The following is a 19,606-nucleotide window of genomic DNA, read 5'->3' on the forward strand; positions in this document are numbered from 1 at the left end:
CCGAGGGAAAGCAGATGTCGGTAAAACGTGTCAGTCAGTTTTTTAATCCAAAGTCCGTTGCCGTAATTGGTGCATCCAATACCGCAGGACATGCCGGTTTTGTAGTGATGCGTAACTTACTGCAAGGCGGATTCAAAGGGCCGATTATGCCTGTATCCCCAAAACACCAAGCTGTACATGGCGTGCTGGCGTACAATTCGATCCAAGCACTCCCGAAAGTTCCTGACCTCGCCGTAATTTGTACAAACAAAACAACTCTCGTGCAAATAGTCACCGAGCTTGGCGAGATTGGTTGCAAAAGCGCAATTATCATTGCATCTGGTTTAAACCACGAACAACGCCTGGCACTAAAAGAAGCCGCAAAACAGGCTCAAGTAGACTTACTAGGTCCGAATTGCTTAGGGTTACTTATTCCTCATTTAGGGTTAAATGCAAGCTTCTCTCATACCATTGCCAAACGAGGTAAACTTGCATTTATATCGCAATCTGCGGCTGTTTGTTCAACAATTCTAGATTGGGCGCAGCAGAAGCAAATCGGTTTTTCATATTTTATTTCGGTCGGTGATTGCGTTGACATGGACTTTGCCGAATTGCTCGACTTTTTAGGTAGAGACGCAAAAACGCAGGCCATTCTGCTTTACATCGATAACATCTCCGAAGTAAGACGGTTTATTTCCGCAGCTCGTGCTGCAGCATTCAGTAAACCGGTGATTGCAATTAAAACCGGACGCACTCAGGCGGGCGCAATAGCCGCACAACAGCATACGGGGGGACGTTCAATCGACGATGCGGTTTACGACGCCATTTTCCAACGTGCAGGTATGCTGCGTGTAAACGATTTGCGAGAGCTGTTCGCCGCCACCCAAACACTGGCACTGCATCCTAAACTGCTCCAAGTAGAACCACTAACGATTTTAACCAATGGTGGTGGCCCGGGTGTAATGGCCGTTGATACCTTGCTTCAGAATTCGGGAAAACTGGCTCAGCTCAGCGACACCACTTTGGAGGCTTTGAGGAACGCCACACCACAGTCCGAATCAATTTATAATCCCGTTGATATATTTGGCGACTCATCGCCACTTCGCTATAAACAAGCGTTGGAAATTTTACTGAAAGCGCCTGAAGTACAAAATTTACTGATCATTCACACTCCGTCTGCATTGGCGCCAAGTGAAGCCTACGCCGAAATCATCGCGGACACGTTGGATGCGATTCCCAAAATGGCGAGACCTTACGTCATGACAAATTTTATGGGAGAAGATGCAGCCTATGAAGCGAGACGCCGTCGCGCTCAGCGCGGGATACCCACTTACCGAACACCGGAGGGTGCGGTAGGTGCATTCATGCACTTGATCAGCTACCGTCGTAACCAAAAGCATCTCACGCAAACACCAGAATCCATCGTAGAGGATAAGTTGATCCACGCTGACGATGCAAAAACCATTATTAATCAACTTATCGATGCTGGACATCACCAATTATCCACTCACCTTGCGACGCGTATTTTGAATGAATATGGAATTGAGTGTATTCGCACTGAAATCGCATTGACGCCATCAGAGGCACGTGAACAAGCCGAGTTACTTGGCTTCCCTGTCGCGCTAAAATTAGTCAGTAAAGACATTCCGTCTAAATCCGCGGTTGGCGGCGTTGTACTCAACCTAAATGACGGAAATGAAGTAGAACAAACTGCGTTTTCAATTCTCCTACGCATCAACGAAACCTTTCCAGAGGCGGAAGTCGAAGGGTTTTCATTGCAGCCCATGGCACCAAGAGCGGGAGCGGAGGAGCTAAGAATTGCGATTAAAAGCGAGCCAAGCGTTGGTCCCGTTATCCTACTTGGCGAAGCGGGCACGGGACTTGGCTTTGGACAATCCGCCGTTGCGCTTCCCCCACTCAACATGAACCTGGCTAAATACCTTATTGCTGCTGCCCATGATAAAGGTGTTCTGAAAGAAAAAGCGCTTCCCAACAAAGTCGACAAATACAAATTATGCGCGCTTATTACACGTATTTCTCAACTTGTCATTGATCAGCCGGATATTCAAAGCGTCGAGTTAAATCCAGTGCTCGCGAACGCGGGGCAATTTTTAGTCTTGGATGCCAGCATCACGTTATCCAAATACGTCACTGACAAACGCCGAAAACGACTCGCTATTCGCCCCTACCCTAAAGAACTCGTCACGCCTGTCGTCCTGAAAAATGGCGTTGAAGCGATTTTGAGACCAATCCGTCCCGAAGATGAACGAGCACATGAAGAATTCGATAAATCGCTGACCAAAGAGGACCGCTATCGTCGCTTTTTTGGTGAATTACCTCAGTTTAACCATGAGCAACTCGCGAAAATGACGCAGATTGATTATGACCGAGAAATGGCCTTTATCGTCACCGAGTCCTATAAATCGACCTACCGCACTTTAGGCGTTTCTCGTGTATTAATGGACCCAGACAACCTCATTGCAGAGTTTGCGGTCGTAGTTCGCTCTGACTGTCAGGGGCTGGGTCTTGGTAAAATGTTAATGACTGCGGCAATAGAACATTGCAAAAAGCAAGGTGTTGAAATCATTGAAGGGATCACGCTTCCAGAAAACAAAGGTATGATTGAGCTATCAAAACGGCTCGGGTTTGTCGTCAGTCGTGATTTTGAAGAAGGTACTATCCACATGAAGTTAGTTTTAAAATGAAAACGTTAAGAAACCGAATTGCACTGATATTTGAAGGCAGTCGACCTTACGCCAAAATTGGCAAAGCCTTAGACATTTTTTTGATTTGTTTAATTCTGTTTAACGTCGTCGCCATCGTGCTTGAAAGTGAACCCGAACTTCACAAGCAGTACAGCCAATATTTTTTAACAATCGAGCTTATTTCTGTCGCCATTTTTACTCTCGAATACGTTGTGCGATTATGGAGCTGTGTCGATCGCATCGAGTACGCAAGCAGCGAAGACAGCGCGTTGAAAAAGCGGATAAAATACTTTTTTACGCCACTTGCACTTATCGACCTTCTCGCGATACTACCGACTTGGCTAATGATGTTCTTTAGCTTTGATTTACGTTTTCTGCGTGTGGTTCGTTTGCTTCGAATCTTCAAACTCACCCGTTATTCCCGTGCGATGCAACTGTTGCTTGAATCATTTAAAGAAGAACGGAGTTCACTTATCGTCGCGTTTTTCATTATGACGGTTGTGATGATTTTGGCGGCCTGCGGCATCTACTTACTTGAACACGACGTTCAACCAGATAAATTTGGTTCTATTCCAGCGGCGATGTGGTGGGCACTTGTCACATTAACGACCGTAGGGTATGGCGATGTCGTCCCTATTACGCACGTTGGCAAACTATTTGGCGGCGCAATCACCGTATTAAGTATGGGGATGGTTGCGATCCCAACCGGTTTGCTCGCGTCAAGCTTCGCGGATCAACTACGTAAGCGTCGTGAAGCCTTTCAAGAGGCCGTACTACACAGCTTAGTCGACGGTGAACTTACTCGCGATGAACGCGAGCACTTGGACCACTTACGTGCTGAACTTGGCCTCAGTCATGCCGAGGCCAACAAAGCCATTAAGCTTATTATGAGCCAGCGCGTGCACTCATTGTATTGTCGTCATTGTGGTCAAAAGCTTTAAGACTCAACGCTTGTTTCCATGAACGTGTGATGAGGTTCGTTGCCTCATCACCGCACACCGGCTCACTAAACCAATATCCCTGATATAAATCGCAGCCAAGCTCTTGCAACATCACTATTTGCTCAGCCGTCTCGACACCTTCCGCAATACAACGTTTACCAAGGTTATGTGCAAGCCCAAGAATAGATCGCACAATCACCGCATGCGAATTTGACGCAACCATATCGGCGACAAAACTGCGGTCAATTTTCAATACATCCACGGGAAGCGACTGCAAGTAGGTTAACGAGGCGTACCCCGTACCAAAATCATCCATTAACAAACGACAGCCCAGTGCTTTTAGCGCGTGCATTACGGCGATGGCGTGCGGAATATCGGCCAACATAACCGACTCTGTGATTTCAAACGCGACACAATGCCCTGAGACCTCTACCCGCTCTATGATTTCCGCAATCAACTGAACAATGTTCGGCACTTGAAAATCATGAGCCGATAAATTGACCGATACATATAGGCTATTGTTAAGAGACTGCCACGCTTTCAATTCCAATAACGCGCGCTCTAGGGTCTGAAGTGTCAATCGTGTGATCAAACCCGTTTGTTCTGCCGCTCGAGCGAGTTCCTCTACGCTGTATTCGACACATTGTGGCCAACGTAGTAACACTTCAAATCCCAATACGTTGCCACTTTTACTATCCACGATAGGCTGATAATGGTTATAAAATGCACCTTGGTTAAGTGCAGAGTACAATGCCCGTTCTATCTCGCCCGCTCGCTGGACTCGATTGTTCATTTCTTGTTTAAAGAATTGATAACTACTGTCGTTGCGAAGCATTGCGTGATGAAGTGCTAAATTAGACAGTTGCAGCAATTTGATGGCATCGTTTTCATCGTCAGGATAAACCGCTACGCCAATGCTGACAGACAATGAAATGTCCTGATCTAATACATGAAAGCCCTGTTCAAATGCAGCAATCACGTCTTTGCAGTAATTGGTTACCCGAGAGACATCCGTTAGCCGTTCCATCAGCACGTAAAATTCTTTTTGCGCCCCGATAGCCAAACTATCAAATTCACGTAGTTCCGTTTGTAGTACCTTCGTCACCGTTCTTAATAAGGCTTCATACACCTTAGCACCGTAAATTTCAGCCACATTCTGTAAACGCTTCACGCTGATAGAAAGCACCGCAACTGGTAGTTCTTTCTTTGCAACGATTTCAACAGCGTGATGAATTCGGTCAATGATTAACGTGCGATTGGGAAGACCCGTGATGGCATCATAATTAGCTAACTGGTAGAGCCTCCTGCTCAGCCCGCTTTTGGTCAGTAATATCCGTCATGACCACAACGTAGCTCACCATATCCGTATTATCACCAGCAACAGCACTGACTTTCACCAATGCTTGACGAACTTCACCGCTGTGCAAGGTTACGGATTCTTCAACACTGAAATGCTCACCCGGACTTAATTGGCTGATGGTTCGAAGGTACTGCATTCGATTACGACGACTTAACCCCATCGTCAGACTCGAACTACTCAAAGGCACTTCAGCCATACCAAATGCTTGTTGCAACGCAGTATTGCACGCTCGTATACGCAAGCGTTTATCGAGGATAAACACCCAATCTCGTGTCTGTTCAAATGCGGCACCAAACACGCGAGTCCGCTCTTCAAAAACGCGTTCTCGTGTTAAGTTGGTGTAAGTACCCGCTACCGTCAATGGACTGTGTTCTTGCCACTCCATGACTTTGCCAAAGTCTTTATACCAGCGCCAATGTCCATCTTTATGCCGCAACCGGTACGTACAGTTAAAGTACCCTTTTTGGGTCGAGACAAATTCTAGCCATTCAATTCGGAAAATCGCTTTGTCTTGCGGATGTATCTTGGCGAGGTATTCATCCAACGTTACATTTTCATGTGGATAGCCAAGTTCAGCTTTTAACCTTGGTTGATAAATTAAACTGTTTTGAGCTTTCCAATCCCAAACTCCGGAATTACTGCCCTCTAAAGCCAGTTTCAAACGTGCTTCACTGTGGCGGGTTTCTCGGTGAGCTTTTAGTAACATTTGTTGAATACGATTACGACGTACCAACCATAATGCGATGATAATAAATACAGAAAATACGTAACTGGCAATCGCTAACGGAGAACGCCAAGGCGGATATAGCACTTCAATGTCCAACTTTGCTGGCGGTGTGTAGTTGCCCGTCAAGGGGTCTTTCGCCCAAACCTTTAGCTCATAACTACCAGAACTCAGCTGAGGAAACAACACCCATTGCTTGTTGCGACTAAACGTTTTTTGTCCACCGGATATCTGATATTCATAAACCACGCGGTCTTGATTACTAAACAGCATCGCGGAAAAGGCAACTTCCAACCCAAGATCATCGTGATTCAGTACAATTTTCTTAAACGTTTTGATCCCTTGCTCACGAATATCTCGCGACATCAAACTCACAGATGTAATGTTCACCCGCGTAATTAAGGGTGCTCGCGGGTTGTTTATTTTCGGAGAAAATACCGTGACCCCTTGAACTGACCCATACACAATACGACCATCATGGAGAACCGTTGAAGCCCCACTATTAAATTCATTAACAATTAAACCGTCTTGCGTTGAAAACTGTTGGAAATGCAAATTGTCTGGATCTAATCGCCATATCCCTTTATGACTACTCATCCAAATCATACCTTCACTGTCGGTATGCATGTCATACATCAATGTGCCTAAGTTATTTTTTTCTAAATCAATTGTGTACACGTGCTCATAGGTGTCTGCTGTCAGTCCAATCAAGCCAAAGTTAGAAAGCGACAGCCAAAGGATATTGTTTTTGTCGATGGCATACGAATTCACACCAATGCCTAAATGATCGTTGGCGTTTGGCACAGTATAAATTGAGTGAAGCGTGCCGGTACTGGTTTCATACCGACTTAAAACACCACCAAAATAAAAGAGAGGATCGTCAGGATGTGACTTTAATGGCTTTGAAAATCCGTGACTTAAAAAGGGATCTACGCCATTAAACGCCGGTGTAATATCGTTGAGCTGTCCTTTATCAATGTCATATTCAAACATCCCTTCTTCAGAGTGCACAAAATACAACTTACCGTTGGGTAGTAAAGTAAGGCCTGAAATACGTCCATCGATGACCTCGTCCATTCGCTCATTCTGGCTTTTGGGTTTCGTGAGTGTCAGTGTTTTAGGGTCTAATACAAACAACCCTCTCATTCCGTAGACCCATATTTTCCCCTTGTATTCCATCAGTTTGTAAACGACAAACTCCGGAAAAACGGCTTCGCCCATATACCCTTTAAATAAGGGGGTTGCCGTATTGGTTACCGGATCATAACGCGTAATACCATCATGGGTGGCAATCCACCAGTAACCATCCAATTCCACCACATCCCAAACGTTTTGATGTGTAAATTCACCGTCTTTTAAAGTTTGGTTATTGATGTTCGTAAAGTCACCGAGTTCCGGTGGAAGATAAAAGGCGCCATCGGTGCGCGTCGCCGCCCAAAGTCCACCCATGCGGTCTTTAATTAAGTAGATAATGCTGGGGTCGACCAGATTGTACTCAGATTGAGCTAATCGCATATCCGCAGACACTGCTTTTGTCGCCCAATCGAAATGCATCAACCCCTTATCTGTGCCCAGAATCAAACCGCCGTCTTCGGGCAGAATATGCCATATATTTAAATCTGGAATAATGACCCGATGGGTAAATTGGGCGGATGGATTCGCAATGAGACTCGTCGGCATTGCCAATGTCAATTTCATATAACCCCTGAACAGCGCCAAGGAGCAACGTATTGTCATCTTTAAGGTACAAAAATTTCGTGTTGTTTTGGTAAGGATGTTCAATGACCGAAATATGATTAAGCGTCCGAAGTTGCTTCGACGCCAAATTGTAAACCCAAGCGCCGTCACTCGTCGCGATATACATATTGCCTTTGTGAACAATAATATCCCGAACAAACGTGGTGGTTTTAGGATCTGGGAGCGCGACTAACGTCGTTAACTCTCCGGTATCAACATCTAATAACGCCACATCTTTGCTGCGACCTAACAACAAATGATGCTCATCAAGCATCAGCATTTCAAAGACGGGTTTGGTTGCGAATTCTTCTTCAGTGACGGGGGCTGCCGAATATTGACGATATTGGTCTGTTTTTGGATCAAATTGGAACAAGCCAGCAATACTTGAGGTTATCCAAATTTTACCTAGCGGATCTTGGTATATACGGTCAATATTGGCTTCGAGTAACTCGCCGCTTGGTCCTCCGACTTTCTTGAGTGGCTGATAACCATCGTAACGGTTCAAGCCCCCTTCTGTTGAGACCCAAAGATATCCATCGTCATCAATCAACATCGTATTGACCGAACTTTGCGATAATCCTTCGTTTGGAGATAAACGGATAATTTCTGCAGAGGCAAAAAAACTCATTAGCCAAAGAAAAACATAAACCCATTTACTCATTTTTTTAATCTCACATAGATTGGGGGTTCCAGTACAACGGCCCACCCGCATTTTATTATTGTAGTTGTTTTAAAAAATGTATCACTGTAGGTTTTAAAGCGCTACGAGAACGGTCTAATTAGGCTAACATCAAGGCTAAATAATACTCAAATCGCTGTTTCAGTACATTTTGTTCTGACATTGGTCGAGCATTAATTGCTTCATAAATAGCTTCACGCGATTTCTTCCCTTTTTTAATCTGATAAGCCCAAAAAGAAGCTTCATAATCCAGTTGGATTTGATATTTCTCAGCTCTTGGTAGTAAGCACAAATTGTAATTCACACTAAAATCTCCGATAAACTTCTCAACTAGCTTAACATATTTAACCATAAAGTCGGACTTCTGTTGTACACTAACTCCAACTAACGATGCCGCCACAAAGTGTTATAAGGATAAACATTTGTTCCGCCTGATATTGCTCTTACTTTTTGCCGCGCAAAGTCATGCCGCTGAAAAAAGTACGTTCTTATTCAATCGCCCTGCTGACAATCCGCAATCAAGGTACATTACCGAGCTTGTTAGCCTCGCGTATCGAAACCTTGGTATTGACGTTAAAATTGTTGATTTTAATCATCGCAGTGCGCTTGTTGCCGCCAATGAGGGGGAACTCGACGGTCAGCTCGCCCGCATTGAACAGGTCGGAGACATTTATCCTAATTTAATACGCGTGCCCTTTTCTTTGTACGCGTTTAATCTTCAAGCACTTAAACACTGCAAAAAGTGTGCTTTAAATGACTTGAAAAGCCTTGTGATTACGGAAGGGTATCCTGTAATGGAGAACTACCTTCAACATCATCCCTTTTCTGGAAATCTAGTCCGTGTGAAAAAGATTTCGACTCAACTCAATTTACTGTCACAACAAAAAGTAGACGCAGCACTAGTCATAGATTTTCACCTACCAGACTCATTTATGGAGCAACATTTACCTGATTGGTCACGGGACAACATCGCACTAGTTCAAACATACCATTTTGTCCATGTAAAACACATCGCCCTTCTGCCTCAACTTCAGGCTCAATTTCAGCAATTCGCGGACAATGGCACCATGAAAATGTTGAGGGAGAAATACGATTTAGAAGACAAAGACTTAAAGTAATTTAGTAAATTTAAAAATCAAAACCACTTTGCTGCATTCCATCGTCATTGGATTGGTGCTGTTGTTTTTGAAGATAACGTTTATAGCGCTGCTGACACAATAAAATAACATGGCGCTTCTGTTGATCCGTCATCGTATTCCACTGAAAACGCTCGTCACGGCTACGATAACACCCTTTACAGTATCCCCGATTGTTTACTTGGCAAATCCCACGGCAGGGACTCGGGATTTCGAATATTTCGATTTGTTCCATGCGCGTAAAATCCAACTAACCTCTGTAATCAGTGTACTTGGCAAAGACAAAAATTTATACCAATGAAAAAATAAAATTCAACTAAATCCTTTTGTGAATGATATTTACCCATTTCACGGTCTATAGTTATTTAGTCTACGTTTAGGAACCGAATTACTGATGGCACACCCTTCTTCATTTGCACAACCCGCAATGCGACTCATGAGTCACCTTAGCTACAAGAACAAAATGAGTTTGGTTTTCAGCATTTTCCTAGCACCGTTATTACTGAGTTTGTTTTTTCTCAATGCGTCGCTCAGTACCGAGATCAGTCGTTTGGCTAGACAGTCGCAAGGCTTAACGCTTTACGCGCCTCTGCTCGATGCACTGTTTAACAATCAAAATCAAGTATCGTTAAATACGCCGTTGAAAAATCAATTTGCATTGAATGAAGAAACTCCCGCAGACTTACTGGAACAAGTCTCACAACGGTCAAATCTAGCGATTGACCCCGTTATCAATCGAAATTACCTCAATCGCGCGTTAGTTGAATCTCTCCCACGCCTCGCAGCAGAAATCAGCCATCTTAATCGTGATGCAGAACAAGTCCTAAATAGTGGTGCTTTTACACCCGATACCTTTATCTCGCTATCCAATACACATAAAGCAATGCCTAAAGTGTTCGCCCTTTTTGAAGCAAAACTCAATGTAGCGATGCAAGGAGAGAATGGAAAAATCTTTGCGCTTTCTAATGAACTAACGTCGCTGTCTCGTGCTATTCAAAACTTTACCAATGCTATCCAATCGGGAATGTTAGTGCCTGACGAACTTGCTCTTTCATTGGCGCAATTACGCCCATTACAAAACCAAGTCAAAACCGCATTGGATAGCTTTGTGAGTAAAGCATTACCAGCCATGCAAAACTCTTTAGATGCGGAATTAAACCAAAAACGTTGGATACAATTGAGCGTACTTATTGCCTCTCTTGTTTGTCTCGCAGTTGCCATGTACCTTATGATGGGTTTTTACCTTGCAATAATGACGACACTTAACAATTTTTCGGCCGTCGCAAAACTTGCGTCAAAAGGTGATTTAACCGCACGAGCGGTGACCGCAGGACAAGATGAACTTTCCGACATTATCGTGCAGTTCAATCAACTTCTCGATAGCTTCAAAGAGGTGCTCTCACACTTCACTAAAAGCAGTGCCCAAGTGAACGAGTCAACCACAAGCTTGACTGCCCTAAGCAACTCAACCAAGCAAGATGTTGCCAATCAACAGCACCGTTTACAGGCGATTCATCATGCTTTAGACGACCTCAATGGTGCTGGTAATCAGGTTATTGATGCTACTCAACATGCACAGACATTGGCAATAAAAACCGCAGATGAGGTGAATCAAGGCAACCAAAACATGCATCAATTGGCCGACCAGATGACACGATTACAACAAGAATTTGAACAAAGTCGAATTGCGCTTGATAAGCTTGCTCTTGATGCACAGAACATTGGTAAAGTAAGTCAGGCAATTAGTGAAATTGCAGAACAAACCAATTTATTAGCACTAAACGCAGCTATTGAAGCGGCTCGTGCAGGAGAGCAAGGCCGCGGTTTTGCCGTTGTGGCAGACGAAGTAAGAACATTAGCAAAGCGAACACAACAGCAAACCGAAGAAATTCACGCCATAATTGCGTCGCTGCAACAAGCCTCGAGCCAAACGCAAACACAGATGCGGCAAAGTGTTGAGCAAATGCACAGTGGTGTTGAAGCTGCACTTTCGACGAAATCAATGCTTGAAGCGGTGCAGTCAAGTATGCAGGAAATTTGTGATCAAGGGACTCAAATTGCGCGTTTGGTTGAGCAACAAGCATCCGCAACCAATACCGCTTTGGCAGATGCTGTAAGTATTAACGAACTGGCAGAGCACACGTTCACGTCAGCCAATCAAACTCAAACCAATGTGAAGCAACTTGAAGGGGTTTCTAAGTCGCTTCAAAAGCAAGTGTCGCAATACAAAGTTTAATGTCTGCGACACTTAGGTCTTGGCTCAAACTGTGATGCTCGAACTGGTAATTGCTTGACATTGCCACAACCTGGCGGTGCTTGACGACCGCTATCAACATCCACAAAAGCCCAACGGATACCTTCAGGACGTGAATCCGCAATTGCCTCTGGGTTTAGGGATTTTAAGTAGCGTATATACAATTCTAAAGCACCAACCGCGCCCGTCAGTCCGGTAGTTTTGTTGTCGTCACGACCAACCCATGTGACCGTAACTGTATTGTGGTCAAAGCCCGCAAACCAGCTATCACGCAAGTCATTACTCGTGCCCGTTTTGCCTGCCAAGACTAACGATGGAAAATGAGCATTGAGGCGTTTCGCAGTACCGTCTTTTGTTACTCGTTTGAGTGCATACTTGGTCATATAGGCGGCTTCGGTTTCAAAACGTCGCTCTGGTTCTGAAACATGTTCGTATAGCGCAGTACCCACGGCATTTGTGATAGCCGAAATGGACGTTAATTGCTTATAAATACCATCATTGGCAAGCGTACTGTACATTTGCGCGACTTCTAAACTCGATAGTTCCAGTGCGCCTAAGAACAAGGAAGGATATTGGTTAATCGGTGAAGTAACGCCAAGCCCTTTGAGGGTATCGGTAACAGACTCAACACCAAGCTGCAGCCCTAAGTTTACGGCTGGTAAATTAATACTTTGGCTAAATGCACTGTAGAGCGGCATATCTCCACGGTATTTATGATCAAAGTTTTCTGGATTCCAAATTTGCCCTTGCTCATCCGAAATACTCAATGGTGCATCTGAAAGAGGTGTCGCCAAATTATATTGAGGCTGCTCAAGCGCGGTGAGATAAACGGCTGGCTTGACTAATGAGCCTATTGTACGTTTTGAATCCAATACTCGGTTATAACCTGAAAAACGCATGTCTCTGCCCGCTACAAGCGCAGAAACACCCCCCTTCGCCAAATTGACAGAAATCATTGCAGTTTCCAAATTTGCCGCTTCGGCGCGCTTCTCAAGGTAAGACAGCCCTTTCTCTACGGCTTCTTCCATTGCCGCTTGTTTTTGTAACTCAAAATAGGTAAAAACTCGAACTCCGCCATTGATGACTTTTTCGTCTGGAATGCGTTTTTCAAGCTCTCGGCTGACAAGTTCTAAGTACCCAGGGTAGGCTTCATGAAAGCTCTTTTTCAACGGCTGAACTTTGACGGGTCGAGCTAATGCTTGGCGAAACTCATTGGTGTTAATTAAGCCGTTTTCCACCATAAGGCGAAGGACCAAATCACGACGCTCCATAGTGCGTTCGGCATACCGTCTTGGATTGTAATAAGATGGGTCTTAACCATAGCCACTAACAGTGCCATTTGATCAAATTCAAGTTCATCAACTGGTTTAGCAAAGTAAAACTCGGAAGCCAAACCCATGCCATGGACACCTTGGTTATGAGCTTGGCCCAAATATACTTCATTAAGATAGGCTTCGAGTATGTCGTCTTTACTGTATCTAAAATCCAAAATGAGTGCGATTAACGCCTCATTGAGCTTACGAACAATCGAACGCTCACGCGATAAATAAAAGTTTTTCGCCAGCTGCTGCGTCAGTGTACTACCACCTTGTACCGTTCTACCCGCGCGGATATTCGTGTACAACGCCCTTAAGATTGACATCACCGACACGCCATGGTGTTGATAAAATTGTCTATCTTCTACAACAAGCAGCGTGTCTCTTAGCGTTTTTGGAAATTTTTCAAGCGGCAAAAATTCTCTGTCTTGCTGTGACTCATTGCCGATACGCGCGATTTGCACGGACTCTAGACGAGCAAAACGCAAACTCTGCCCTCGTTCATCCGTAATGGTCGTTAAACGCTGGCCTGAGAACGTCAAAGTAAACTTTTTCGACTCTTCTTTACCATCAAAAAACTCAAACGCACGGCGGTGAATGGTGATCGTGCGCCCTTTTTTAATGTATTGGCCCGTTCGGCTAATGTAGTTTACCGAGGAGTAGTTGAGTCGATTTAGCTCCCATAGAACCTCTTGCTCAGACAGATATTGGTCCGGGTAAAACCCCATAGCGCGTGCGTAGACTTGCACTGGCAACTGCCATTTATTTCCTTCAAATTGACGTGTTACTTTGGCATCAAGGTAAATAACGTATAACCCTACCGCTACAATACCAGCGAGCGTACTTTTCCATAGGATACTCAAAACACCGCGCCATAAGCGCTGTTTCCATGATGGAGAGGTTGCCGTTGTTTTTTTTGTTTTGCCTTTCGGTGCCTTTTCAGCCATGTAGTCTTTGCATTATGAAGAAAATTACGAACAGTCTATCATAAGCTTAGGAGATTAACTCGCGCTTAAGCGGCATTACTCAAACGAAAAAAGCCCATCTTTCGATAGGCTTTGTCGTTACGAACAACCAAAAAACACGGTACTTTTGCGACTAGTTACCACGCACTGTCACAAATTCAGGGTATGCATCGATTCCACAATCATGCTGATCCATACCGTTGATTTCTTCTTCTTCACCAACACGGATCCCTAACGTTTTCTTAAGCACAGCCCAGACAATGAGCGATGCGACGAATACGAAGCCGAGGATACAAACGAGTCCAATAGCTTGATTAACGAACGTCGCGTCAGTGTTAGAGAACGGAACCATCATGATACCCAGCGCGCCACACACACCGTGCACTGAAATCGCACCAACTGGGTCATCAATTTTCACTTTATCAAAGTAAATAATGCTTAGAACAACCAATGAACCACCTAATGCACCTAATAGCGCTGAGAACATAGGGGTTGGAGACGCTGGTTCTGCGGTGATAACCACAAGACCTGCCAATGCACCATTTAGGATCATCGTTAAATCTGCTTTGCCCCACATTAATTTACAAACCACAAGTGCTGCTATTGCACCCGTTGCCGCTGCCGCGTTGGTATTGAGCATAATTTGACTTACTGCGATTGCATTGGCTTTGTCTGAAAGCAGTAATTGCGAACCGCCATTGAAACCAAACCAGCCCATCCACAGAATAAACGTGCCAAGTGTTGCAAGTGGTAGATTAGAACCAGGGATCGGGTAGATTTCACCATTTTTGCCGTATTTACCTTTGCGTGCACCGAGCAGTAATACACCAGCTAAAGCGGCTGCAGCGCCCGCACCATGCACAATTGCAGAGCCCCGCAAAGTCTACAAAGCCTAACTTAGATAGGAAGCCACCGCCCCACGTCCAAAAACCTTCTATTGGGTAAATAATGCCGGTCATTGCCACCGAAAAAGCCAAGAACGCCCACAATTTCATCCGTTCCGCCACCGCACCTGAAACGATTGACATCGCGGTTGCAACAAAAACAACTTGGAAAAAGAAATCGGATTGCAGTGAATGATTAGCGTCGTCTGCTTGAACACCTATCAACGCACCAAATGAAGGCACAAAGCCACCTTCTGCATTGTCTACGTACATGATGTTGTAACCAATGAACAAGTACATCGTACAAGCAATTGCGTACAAGCATATGTTTTTCGTTAAGATTTCTGTGGTGTTTTTTGAACGCACCAGCCCTGCTTCTAACATCGCAAAACCTGCTGCCATCCACATTACTAAGACACCCGATATTAAAAAGTAAAAAGTATCGAGTGAAAATTTTAATTCAATTACGGTATTTTCCATCTGCGGTCCCCTTAAATCGCTTCTTCGTCGAGTTCACCTGTGCGGATCCGCACTACTTGGTCTAAGTCATACACAAATATCTTGCCGTCACCAATTTTGCCCGTACTCGCGATTCGAGTAATGGTTTCAACAACACGTTCACAATTTTCGTCGCGCGTCGCAATTTCTAGTTTTATTTTTGGAATGAAATCGACTTGATATTCCGCACCGCGATACAACTCAGTATGGCCACGCTGGCGACCAAAACCTTTTACGTCAACCACCGTCATCCCTTCGACGCCTAGCTCTCCAAGTGCTTCGCGCACTTCATCCAATTTAAATGGTTTTATTATTGCACTTATCATTTTCATGTTAGGTCCCCTTGGACTCGCCTTATCCTGTTGCAGACAATAATCCAACGTTCGTGCCATAATTTTTTCTTTATATAAAACAGATGGTTAAACAAAAAACCGATTTTTTGGACAAAAAAAACGCACCATATAGGTGCGCATTTTTTCTACTTGTTCGAAAGTGGTGCAATCTAGTCGTGTGCACTTACAACGCAATTCCGGCTGCGTTCTTTCGCTTCATATAAGGCCCTATCCGCAGCACGCATGACTTCACTCATCGACTGTGAATAACACGAGGTAACACCAATGCTAATCGTACAATTATAAGGAATACCATTTATCGTAAATTCGTGATCGGCGAAACGTTTGCGAAAATCATTGAACACTTCCATCGCGTCACCCAATTCAAACCCCTTGAGTACAACGGCAAATTCCTCACCTCCAATGCGCGACAACACATAGCGACTGAAAGCGCTTTTTAGAAGGTCTGCCACTTGTTTTAAAATTTCATCACCGCCCAAATGTCCGAATTCGTCGTTGATCCGTTTAAAATGATCAATATCTAGAAGCGCCAACACATATTGACTCGGTTTAACTTTCAGTAACCGTTCGGTTTGCTGATAAAAATAACGACGATTGTAAAGACCTGTTAAATAGTCGCGGTATGCGCATTCTTTGATTTCAGCGTATAAATTCAATTGCTCCATTGTTTGCATGACTCGGCAATGGAATTCTTCGTTCATAAACGGTTTGGCAAGAAAGTCGTTTGCACCGTATTTAATAAACTTGGCCGAAAGGCCATGACTACCCGCCCCTGATAAGCCGATAATGGCTAAATCATCGCGTCCACGCGAGTTACGTACGGCCTTGACCAACTCAAAACCATCCATTGTTGGCATCGCGAAATCAGTCAGCAGTAACTTGATATCAGGATGTGCTTCAAGTTGAGCTAACGCCTCTTGTCCATCTTTTGCTTCCATCACTTCAAAAAGCTGTTTTTCCAGCATTTGTCGCATCACAACACGACTTATCACCGAATCGTCCGCAATGAGCGCCTTGACGCCTTGGTTGCGAAGTAATTGAGAGACTAGCTTCACCGCATACAAATAGGAGTCACGATTGTCTTTAATCACGTAATCCACAACGCCCATTTCGAGCATTTGCTGACGACTGTATTCATCAATCTTTGAAGTCAGCACAACGGTTGGAATGTTGTGTGCCAAAGTCAGTTTCACTACTTCTGCGTCCGCTGCATCCGGTAGTGTAAGGTCAACCAAAGCCAACGTGTATTCATTACGGGCAAGCAGTTGCATGCTCTCTTGTAATGACCACGCAAAATCAATGGCAACTTTCAGGTGTTGGGCGGCCAAATGGCGCAGCACTTGTTGAACGACTTTACTGTCTTCAACAATTAAAACTCTCTGCATGGAATGGGCTCTTCAAACTTCAAGAGAAAGACGAGAGATCAAATGAGCGGGTAAGATCTTCAATACTTTCATACTACGGACATAAGTATTAAATATACTGGAAATGTGTTACAAAAAAAACACAATCTTTGTATAGAAATCGTCACGTTTGTCGCAAATTACACGCTGTTGAACTTAAGTTTGCTTACATTTGCGCCTGAAAAACCATCATTTAGTACACGAAACTGACTGTTTTTCTGTAGGTCTTGCGGTTAAACATGTGCTTTTGTCTATTTACCTCAATCGTTTTGAAAAATCCCCAAAACTTCTCTTTAATGTAGTCTGCACATCTTGTTCGGAAATACAGCTAATGAAAAAAATCGTTCTCTGCATCGCGCTTGCGTTAAGTACTACAACGGTGAGGCTCTGCAATCGCCAATGAGAAACCCAGTTCACATAACATCGCTATTGATATCGACAGCAATGTTGTTACACAGCACAAAGCCAATATTAATGGCGAAAAGTTTTCTTATACAGCCGAGACAGGAACGCAGCCGGTATGGGATGAAGAAGGCAAAGCAATTGCGACACTGCAATATACTTATTATCAACGCCAAAAAGCGCAAGACAGCGCCAGCCGCCCGCTCGTAATCAGCTTTAACGGCGGACCAGGCTCTGCATCAGTTTGGATGCACATCGCCTACACGGGTCCTAAAGTATTAAAAATTGACGATGAAGGCTACCCTGTACAGCCCTATGGTTTGATTGAAAATACCCACTCAATTTTGGACGTTGCCGACATCGTTTATGTCAACCCAGTGAACACAGGTTATTCTCGTGTACTGCCCGATGAAAATGGCAAATTACCAAGTAAAGAAAGTCAAAAAGCACAGTTTTTCGGTGTGAATGCGGACATTAAATACCTGGCAAGTTGGTTAAATACCTTCATCAATCGCCATAATCGTGCCCTATCACCAAAGTTTCTTATTGGTGAAAGTTATGGCACAACACGCGTTTCCGGTCTTGCCCATGAATTACAAAACGAACAATGGATGTTTTTAAACGGGGTGATCCTTGTTTCCCCAACCGAAATCGGCATTGAACGTAAAGGCCCCATTGAAGCTGCAAATCGTTTGCCATACTACGCAGCAACCGCTTGGTATCACAAAGCGCTCAGTAAAGAATTACAAAACAAAGATTTGCAATCTTTACTTGCGGAGGTAGAAACGTACACACTTGATACTTATTTACCAGCACTCGCTCGAGGTGGTTTCCTAAATATCGAAGAAAAACAAAAAGTCGCAAAACAAGTTGCACTTTATTCCGGTTTAACAGAGCAGTTTGTTCTACAAAATAACTTAGACATCCCGACTGGTACATTCTGGAAGGCGTTACTGCGCGACAGAGGATACACAATTGGTCGTCTGGATTCTCGTTATTTAGGTTTGGATAAACGTGATGCCGGTGCAGGTCCAGATTATTGGCCAGAGCTTACTTCTTGGCTGCATTCGTTTACACCTGCTATCAATTACTATCTACGCGAAGAGACTCAACTATAAAACCGATGTGAAGTACAACATGCTTGCGGACGTCTCACCTTGGGATAAGAGCAACAATCGAACGGGTGAACAGCTTCGATTAGCCATGGCACAAAATCCTTATTTACATGTCATGATCCAATCTGGGTATTTCGACGGTGCAACGAATTACTTTGACGCGAAATACACTATGTGGCAACTCGACCCAAGCGGGAAAATGAGTGCTCGTCTATCGTTTAAAGGGTATGAGTCTGGTCACATGATGTATCTCCGCCGACCTGATTTAGCGCAATCAAACCAAGATCTTCGTGAATTTATTTTAAACGCATTACCGAAAGGTCAAGCTGCTAAATATTGATCCCCCAGTTGGTGCCAGCAGCGGCTGTTTTGCTGCTGAGCACCACATTTTATTTGTGTCTATTTAGAGCAACCAGTCACTCTATAACGTGACTATCAAAATACGATTATTCCTAATTCATCACTTTCAATTGATTGCCCCGAATGGTAATTCAACACACACAATATCAACCGAATCCTTCATTGTTGCCTTTTGTGCGCATAAATTCCTACTCCCTTTGCCTAAATTTTTGGGTATACTCAAAGCATTAGCACTCTATTTGGATTACCTCATGACGGATAAATACCGTGTAATCTATACTGGCCTAGACTCAGGAATCGAACAGGAAGTCGCCATTACTCGCCTTGCAACCAAATTGGAGCTCCCTGAAAACAAGGCTGCAGCCTTCTTTGCAAAAAAACCGCTCTTCGCGCCGGCCGATAAAGAAAAGGCGATGAAGCAAGTTAAGCTTTTTGCAAGTATGGGGATCCAAGCTAAATTGCAAACTTCTGGCGCAACGAACGATTCTAGTTCAGCACAACGTGATGAACGATTGTTTGAAGCACTTGATTACATCACTAGTAGTTTAATTCGTTTAGAAGAACGATTAGAAGAAATAGAACAACGCTTAGGACAAACACCAGCCATTGAGCATTCCGTTGATGACGAAGAAGATTGGGAAGATGACGGCTTTCTGGACGACTTAGATATTGATCCGCAACCAAAAAAACGCTCACCGATTGTGCTTTACAGCTTAGTGTCTGGTGTTGCAATTCTAGTAATTCTACTGGCTTTAACACTGATCTACCCTGACATTATGAATTTTTAACAACTTA

General features: G+C 44.1%; 12 protein-coding genes and 3 pseudogenes. 6 read left to right on the forward strand and 9 right to left on the reverse strand.

Going from position 1 to position 19,606, the window contains the following annotated elements; genetic code table 11:
* Positions 1 to 14: 14 nt before the first annotated feature.
* Positions 15 to 2,684, forward strand: coding sequence for a bifunctional acetate--CoA ligase family protein/GNAT family N-acetyltransferase (locus tag J5O05_RS05945; RefSeq protein ID WP_208844011.1), 2,670 nt, complete (start codon positions 15 to 17; stop codon positions 2,682 to 2,684).
* Positions 2,681 to 3,625, forward strand: a complete 945-nt coding sequence (locus J5O05_RS05950) for an ion transporter (RefSeq protein ID WP_208844012.1) — start codon at positions 2,681 to 2,683, stop codon at positions 3,623 to 3,625. The genes J5O05_RS05945 and J5O05_RS05950 overlap by 4 nt, the downstream gene beginning before the upstream one ends.
* Here the strand turns inward: J5O05_RS05950 and J5O05_RS21720 are convergent.
* The 4 genes from J5O05_RS21720 to J5O05_RS05960 form a co-directional block, all read right to left on the reverse strand.
* Entirely contained in the window at positions 3,570 to 4,958 is a 1,389-nt protein-coding gene (locus J5O05_RS21720) for a putative bifunctional diguanylate cyclase/phosphodiesterase (RefSeq protein ID WP_341874723.1), read from the reverse strand. The genes J5O05_RS05950 and J5O05_RS21720 overlap by 56 nt on opposite strands.
* A complete protein-coding gene (locus tag J5O05_RS22685) occupies positions 4,909 to 7,389 on the reverse strand; it encodes a PAS domain S-box protein (RefSeq protein WP_341874724.1) in 2,481 nt (826 codons plus the stop codon). Before J5O05_RS22685 ends, J5O05_RS21720 begins: the two co-directional genes overlap by 50 nt.
* Positions 7,271 to 8,107 carry a ligand-binding sensor domain-containing protein gene (locus tag J5O05_RS21730; protein WP_244369869.1) on the reverse strand — a complete coding sequence of 279 codons (837 nt, stop codon included), beginning with the start codon at positions 8,105 to 8,107 and terminating at the stop codon, positions 7,271 to 7,273. Before J5O05_RS21730 ends, J5O05_RS22685 begins: the two co-directional genes overlap by 119 nt.
* A gap of 118 nt (positions 8,108 to 8,225) precedes the next feature.
* The gene (locus J5O05_RS05960) at positions 8,226 to 8,429 is read right to left on the reverse strand and encodes a DUF3283 family protein (RefSeq protein WP_208844478.1); all 204 of its coding nucleotides are present in this window, start codon (positions 8,427 to 8,429) and stop codon (positions 8,226 to 8,228) included.
* 118 nt (positions 8,430 to 8,547) lie between these two features.
* Here J5O05_RS05960 and J5O05_RS05965 point away from each other — a divergent pair, with 118 nt between their 5' ends.
* On the forward strand, positions 8,548 to 9,243 hold the full coding sequence (locus J5O05_RS05965; RefSeq protein WP_208844013.1) for a type 2 periplasmic-binding domain-containing protein: 696 nt from the start codon (positions 8,548 to 8,550) through the stop codon (positions 9,241 to 9,243).
* A gap of 10 nt (positions 9,244 to 9,253) precedes the next feature.
* Here the strand turns inward: J5O05_RS05965 and J5O05_RS05970 are convergent, their stop codons facing one another.
* Positions 9,254 to 9,496 (reverse strand): DUF1289 domain-containing protein, encoded by a 243-nt coding sequence (locus J5O05_RS05970; RefSeq protein ID WP_208844014.1) that lies wholly within the window; start codon positions 9,494 to 9,496, stop codon positions 9,254 to 9,256.
* A 159-nt stretch (positions 9,497 to 9,655) separates the two neighbouring features.
* On the opposite strand from J5O05_RS05970, the gene J5O05_RS05975 reads away from it, so the two are divergent.
* Positions 9,656 to 11,497 carry a methyl-accepting chemotaxis protein gene (locus J5O05_RS05975; protein ID WP_208844015.1) on the forward strand — a complete coding sequence of 614 codons (1,842 nt, stop codon included), beginning with the start codon at positions 9,656 to 9,658 and terminating at the stop codon, positions 11,495 to 11,497.
* Here J5O05_RS05975 and mrcB read toward each other — a convergent pair.
* The 4 genes and pseudogenes from mrcB to J5O05_RS05995 form a co-directional block, all read right to left on the reverse strand.
* A pseudogene (mrcB, locus tag J5O05_RS05980) lies at positions 11,494 to 13,778 on the reverse strand (penicillin-binding protein 1B). The gene J5O05_RS05975 and the pseudogene mrcB overlap by 4 nt on opposite strands.
* Before the next feature lie 151 nt (positions 13,779 to 13,929).
* Positions 13,930 to 15,160 (reverse strand): annotated as a pseudogene (locus J5O05_RS05985) (ammonium transporter).
* 11 nt (positions 15,161 to 15,171) lie between these two features.
* Positions 15,172 to 15,510: a P-II family nitrogen regulator gene (locus tag J5O05_RS05990; RefSeq protein ID WP_208844016.1), complete on the reverse strand. Its 339-nt coding sequence runs from the start codon at positions 15,508 to 15,510 to the stop codon at positions 15,172 to 15,174.
* A gap of 170 nt (positions 15,511 to 15,680) precedes the next feature.
* A complete protein-coding gene (locus J5O05_RS05995; protein WP_208844017.1) occupies positions 15,681 to 16,916 on the reverse strand; it encodes a response regulator in 1,236 nt (411 codons plus the stop codon).
* Between the two features lie 410 nt (positions 16,917 to 17,326).
* On the opposite strand from J5O05_RS05995, the pseudogene J5O05_RS06000 reads away from it, so the two are divergent.
* A pseudogene (locus J5O05_RS06000) lies at positions 17,327 to 18,791 on the forward strand (S10 family peptidase).
* Between the two features lie 271 nt (positions 18,792 to 19,062).
* Positions 19,063 to 19,599, forward strand: a complete 537-nt coding sequence (locus J5O05_RS06005) for a hypothetical protein (RefSeq protein WP_208844018.1) — start codon at positions 19,063 to 19,065, stop codon at positions 19,597 to 19,599.
* Positions 19,600 to 19,606 lie beyond the last annotated feature (7 nt).

It is taken from the genome of Pseudoalteromonas xiamenensis (genome assembly GCF_017638925.1).
GTDB lineage: Bacteria > Pseudomonadota > Gammaproteobacteria > Enterobacterales > Alteromonadaceae > Pseudoalteromonas > Pseudoalteromonas xiamenensis.

What these genes read in the sequence shown, in the direction of transcription:
- J5O05_RS05945 (WP_208844011.1), top strand. Translation starts at nt 15, where the DNA reads ATGTCGGTAAAACGTGTCAGTCAGTTTTTTAATCCAAAGTCCGTTGCC.
- J5O05_RS05950 (WP_208844012.1), top strand. Translation starts at nt 2,681, where the DNA reads ATGAAAACGTTAAGAAACCGAATTGCACTGATATTTGAAGGCAGTCGA.
- J5O05_RS22685 (WP_341874724.1), bottom strand. Translation starts at nt 7,389, where the DNA reads ATGCCGACGAGTCTCATTGCGAATCCATCCGCCCAATTTACCCATCGG.
- J5O05_RS21730 (WP_244369869.1), bottom strand. Translation starts at nt 8,107, where the DNA reads ATGAGTAAATGGGTTTATGTTTTTCTTTGGCTAATGAGTTTTTTTGCC.
- J5O05_RS05970 (WP_208844014.1), bottom strand. Translation starts at nt 9,496, where the DNA reads ATGGAACAAATCGAAATATTCGAAATCCCGAGTCCCTGCCGTGGGATT.
- J5O05_RS05975 (WP_208844015.1), top strand. Translation starts at nt 9,656, where the DNA reads ATGGCACACCCTTCTTCATTTGCACAACCCGCAATGCGACTCATGAGT.
- J5O05_RS05990 (WP_208844016.1), bottom strand. Translation starts at nt 15,510, where the DNA reads ATGAAAATGATAAGTGCAATAATAAAACCATTTAAATTGGATGAAGTG.
- J5O05_RS05995 (WP_208844017.1), bottom strand. Translation starts at nt 16,916, where the DNA reads ATGCAGAGAGTTTTAATTGTTGAAGACAGTAAAGTCGTTCAACAAGTG.
- J5O05_RS06005 (WP_208844018.1), top strand. Translation starts at nt 19,063, where the DNA reads ATGACGGATAAATACCGTGTAATCTATACTGGCCTAGACTCAGGAATC.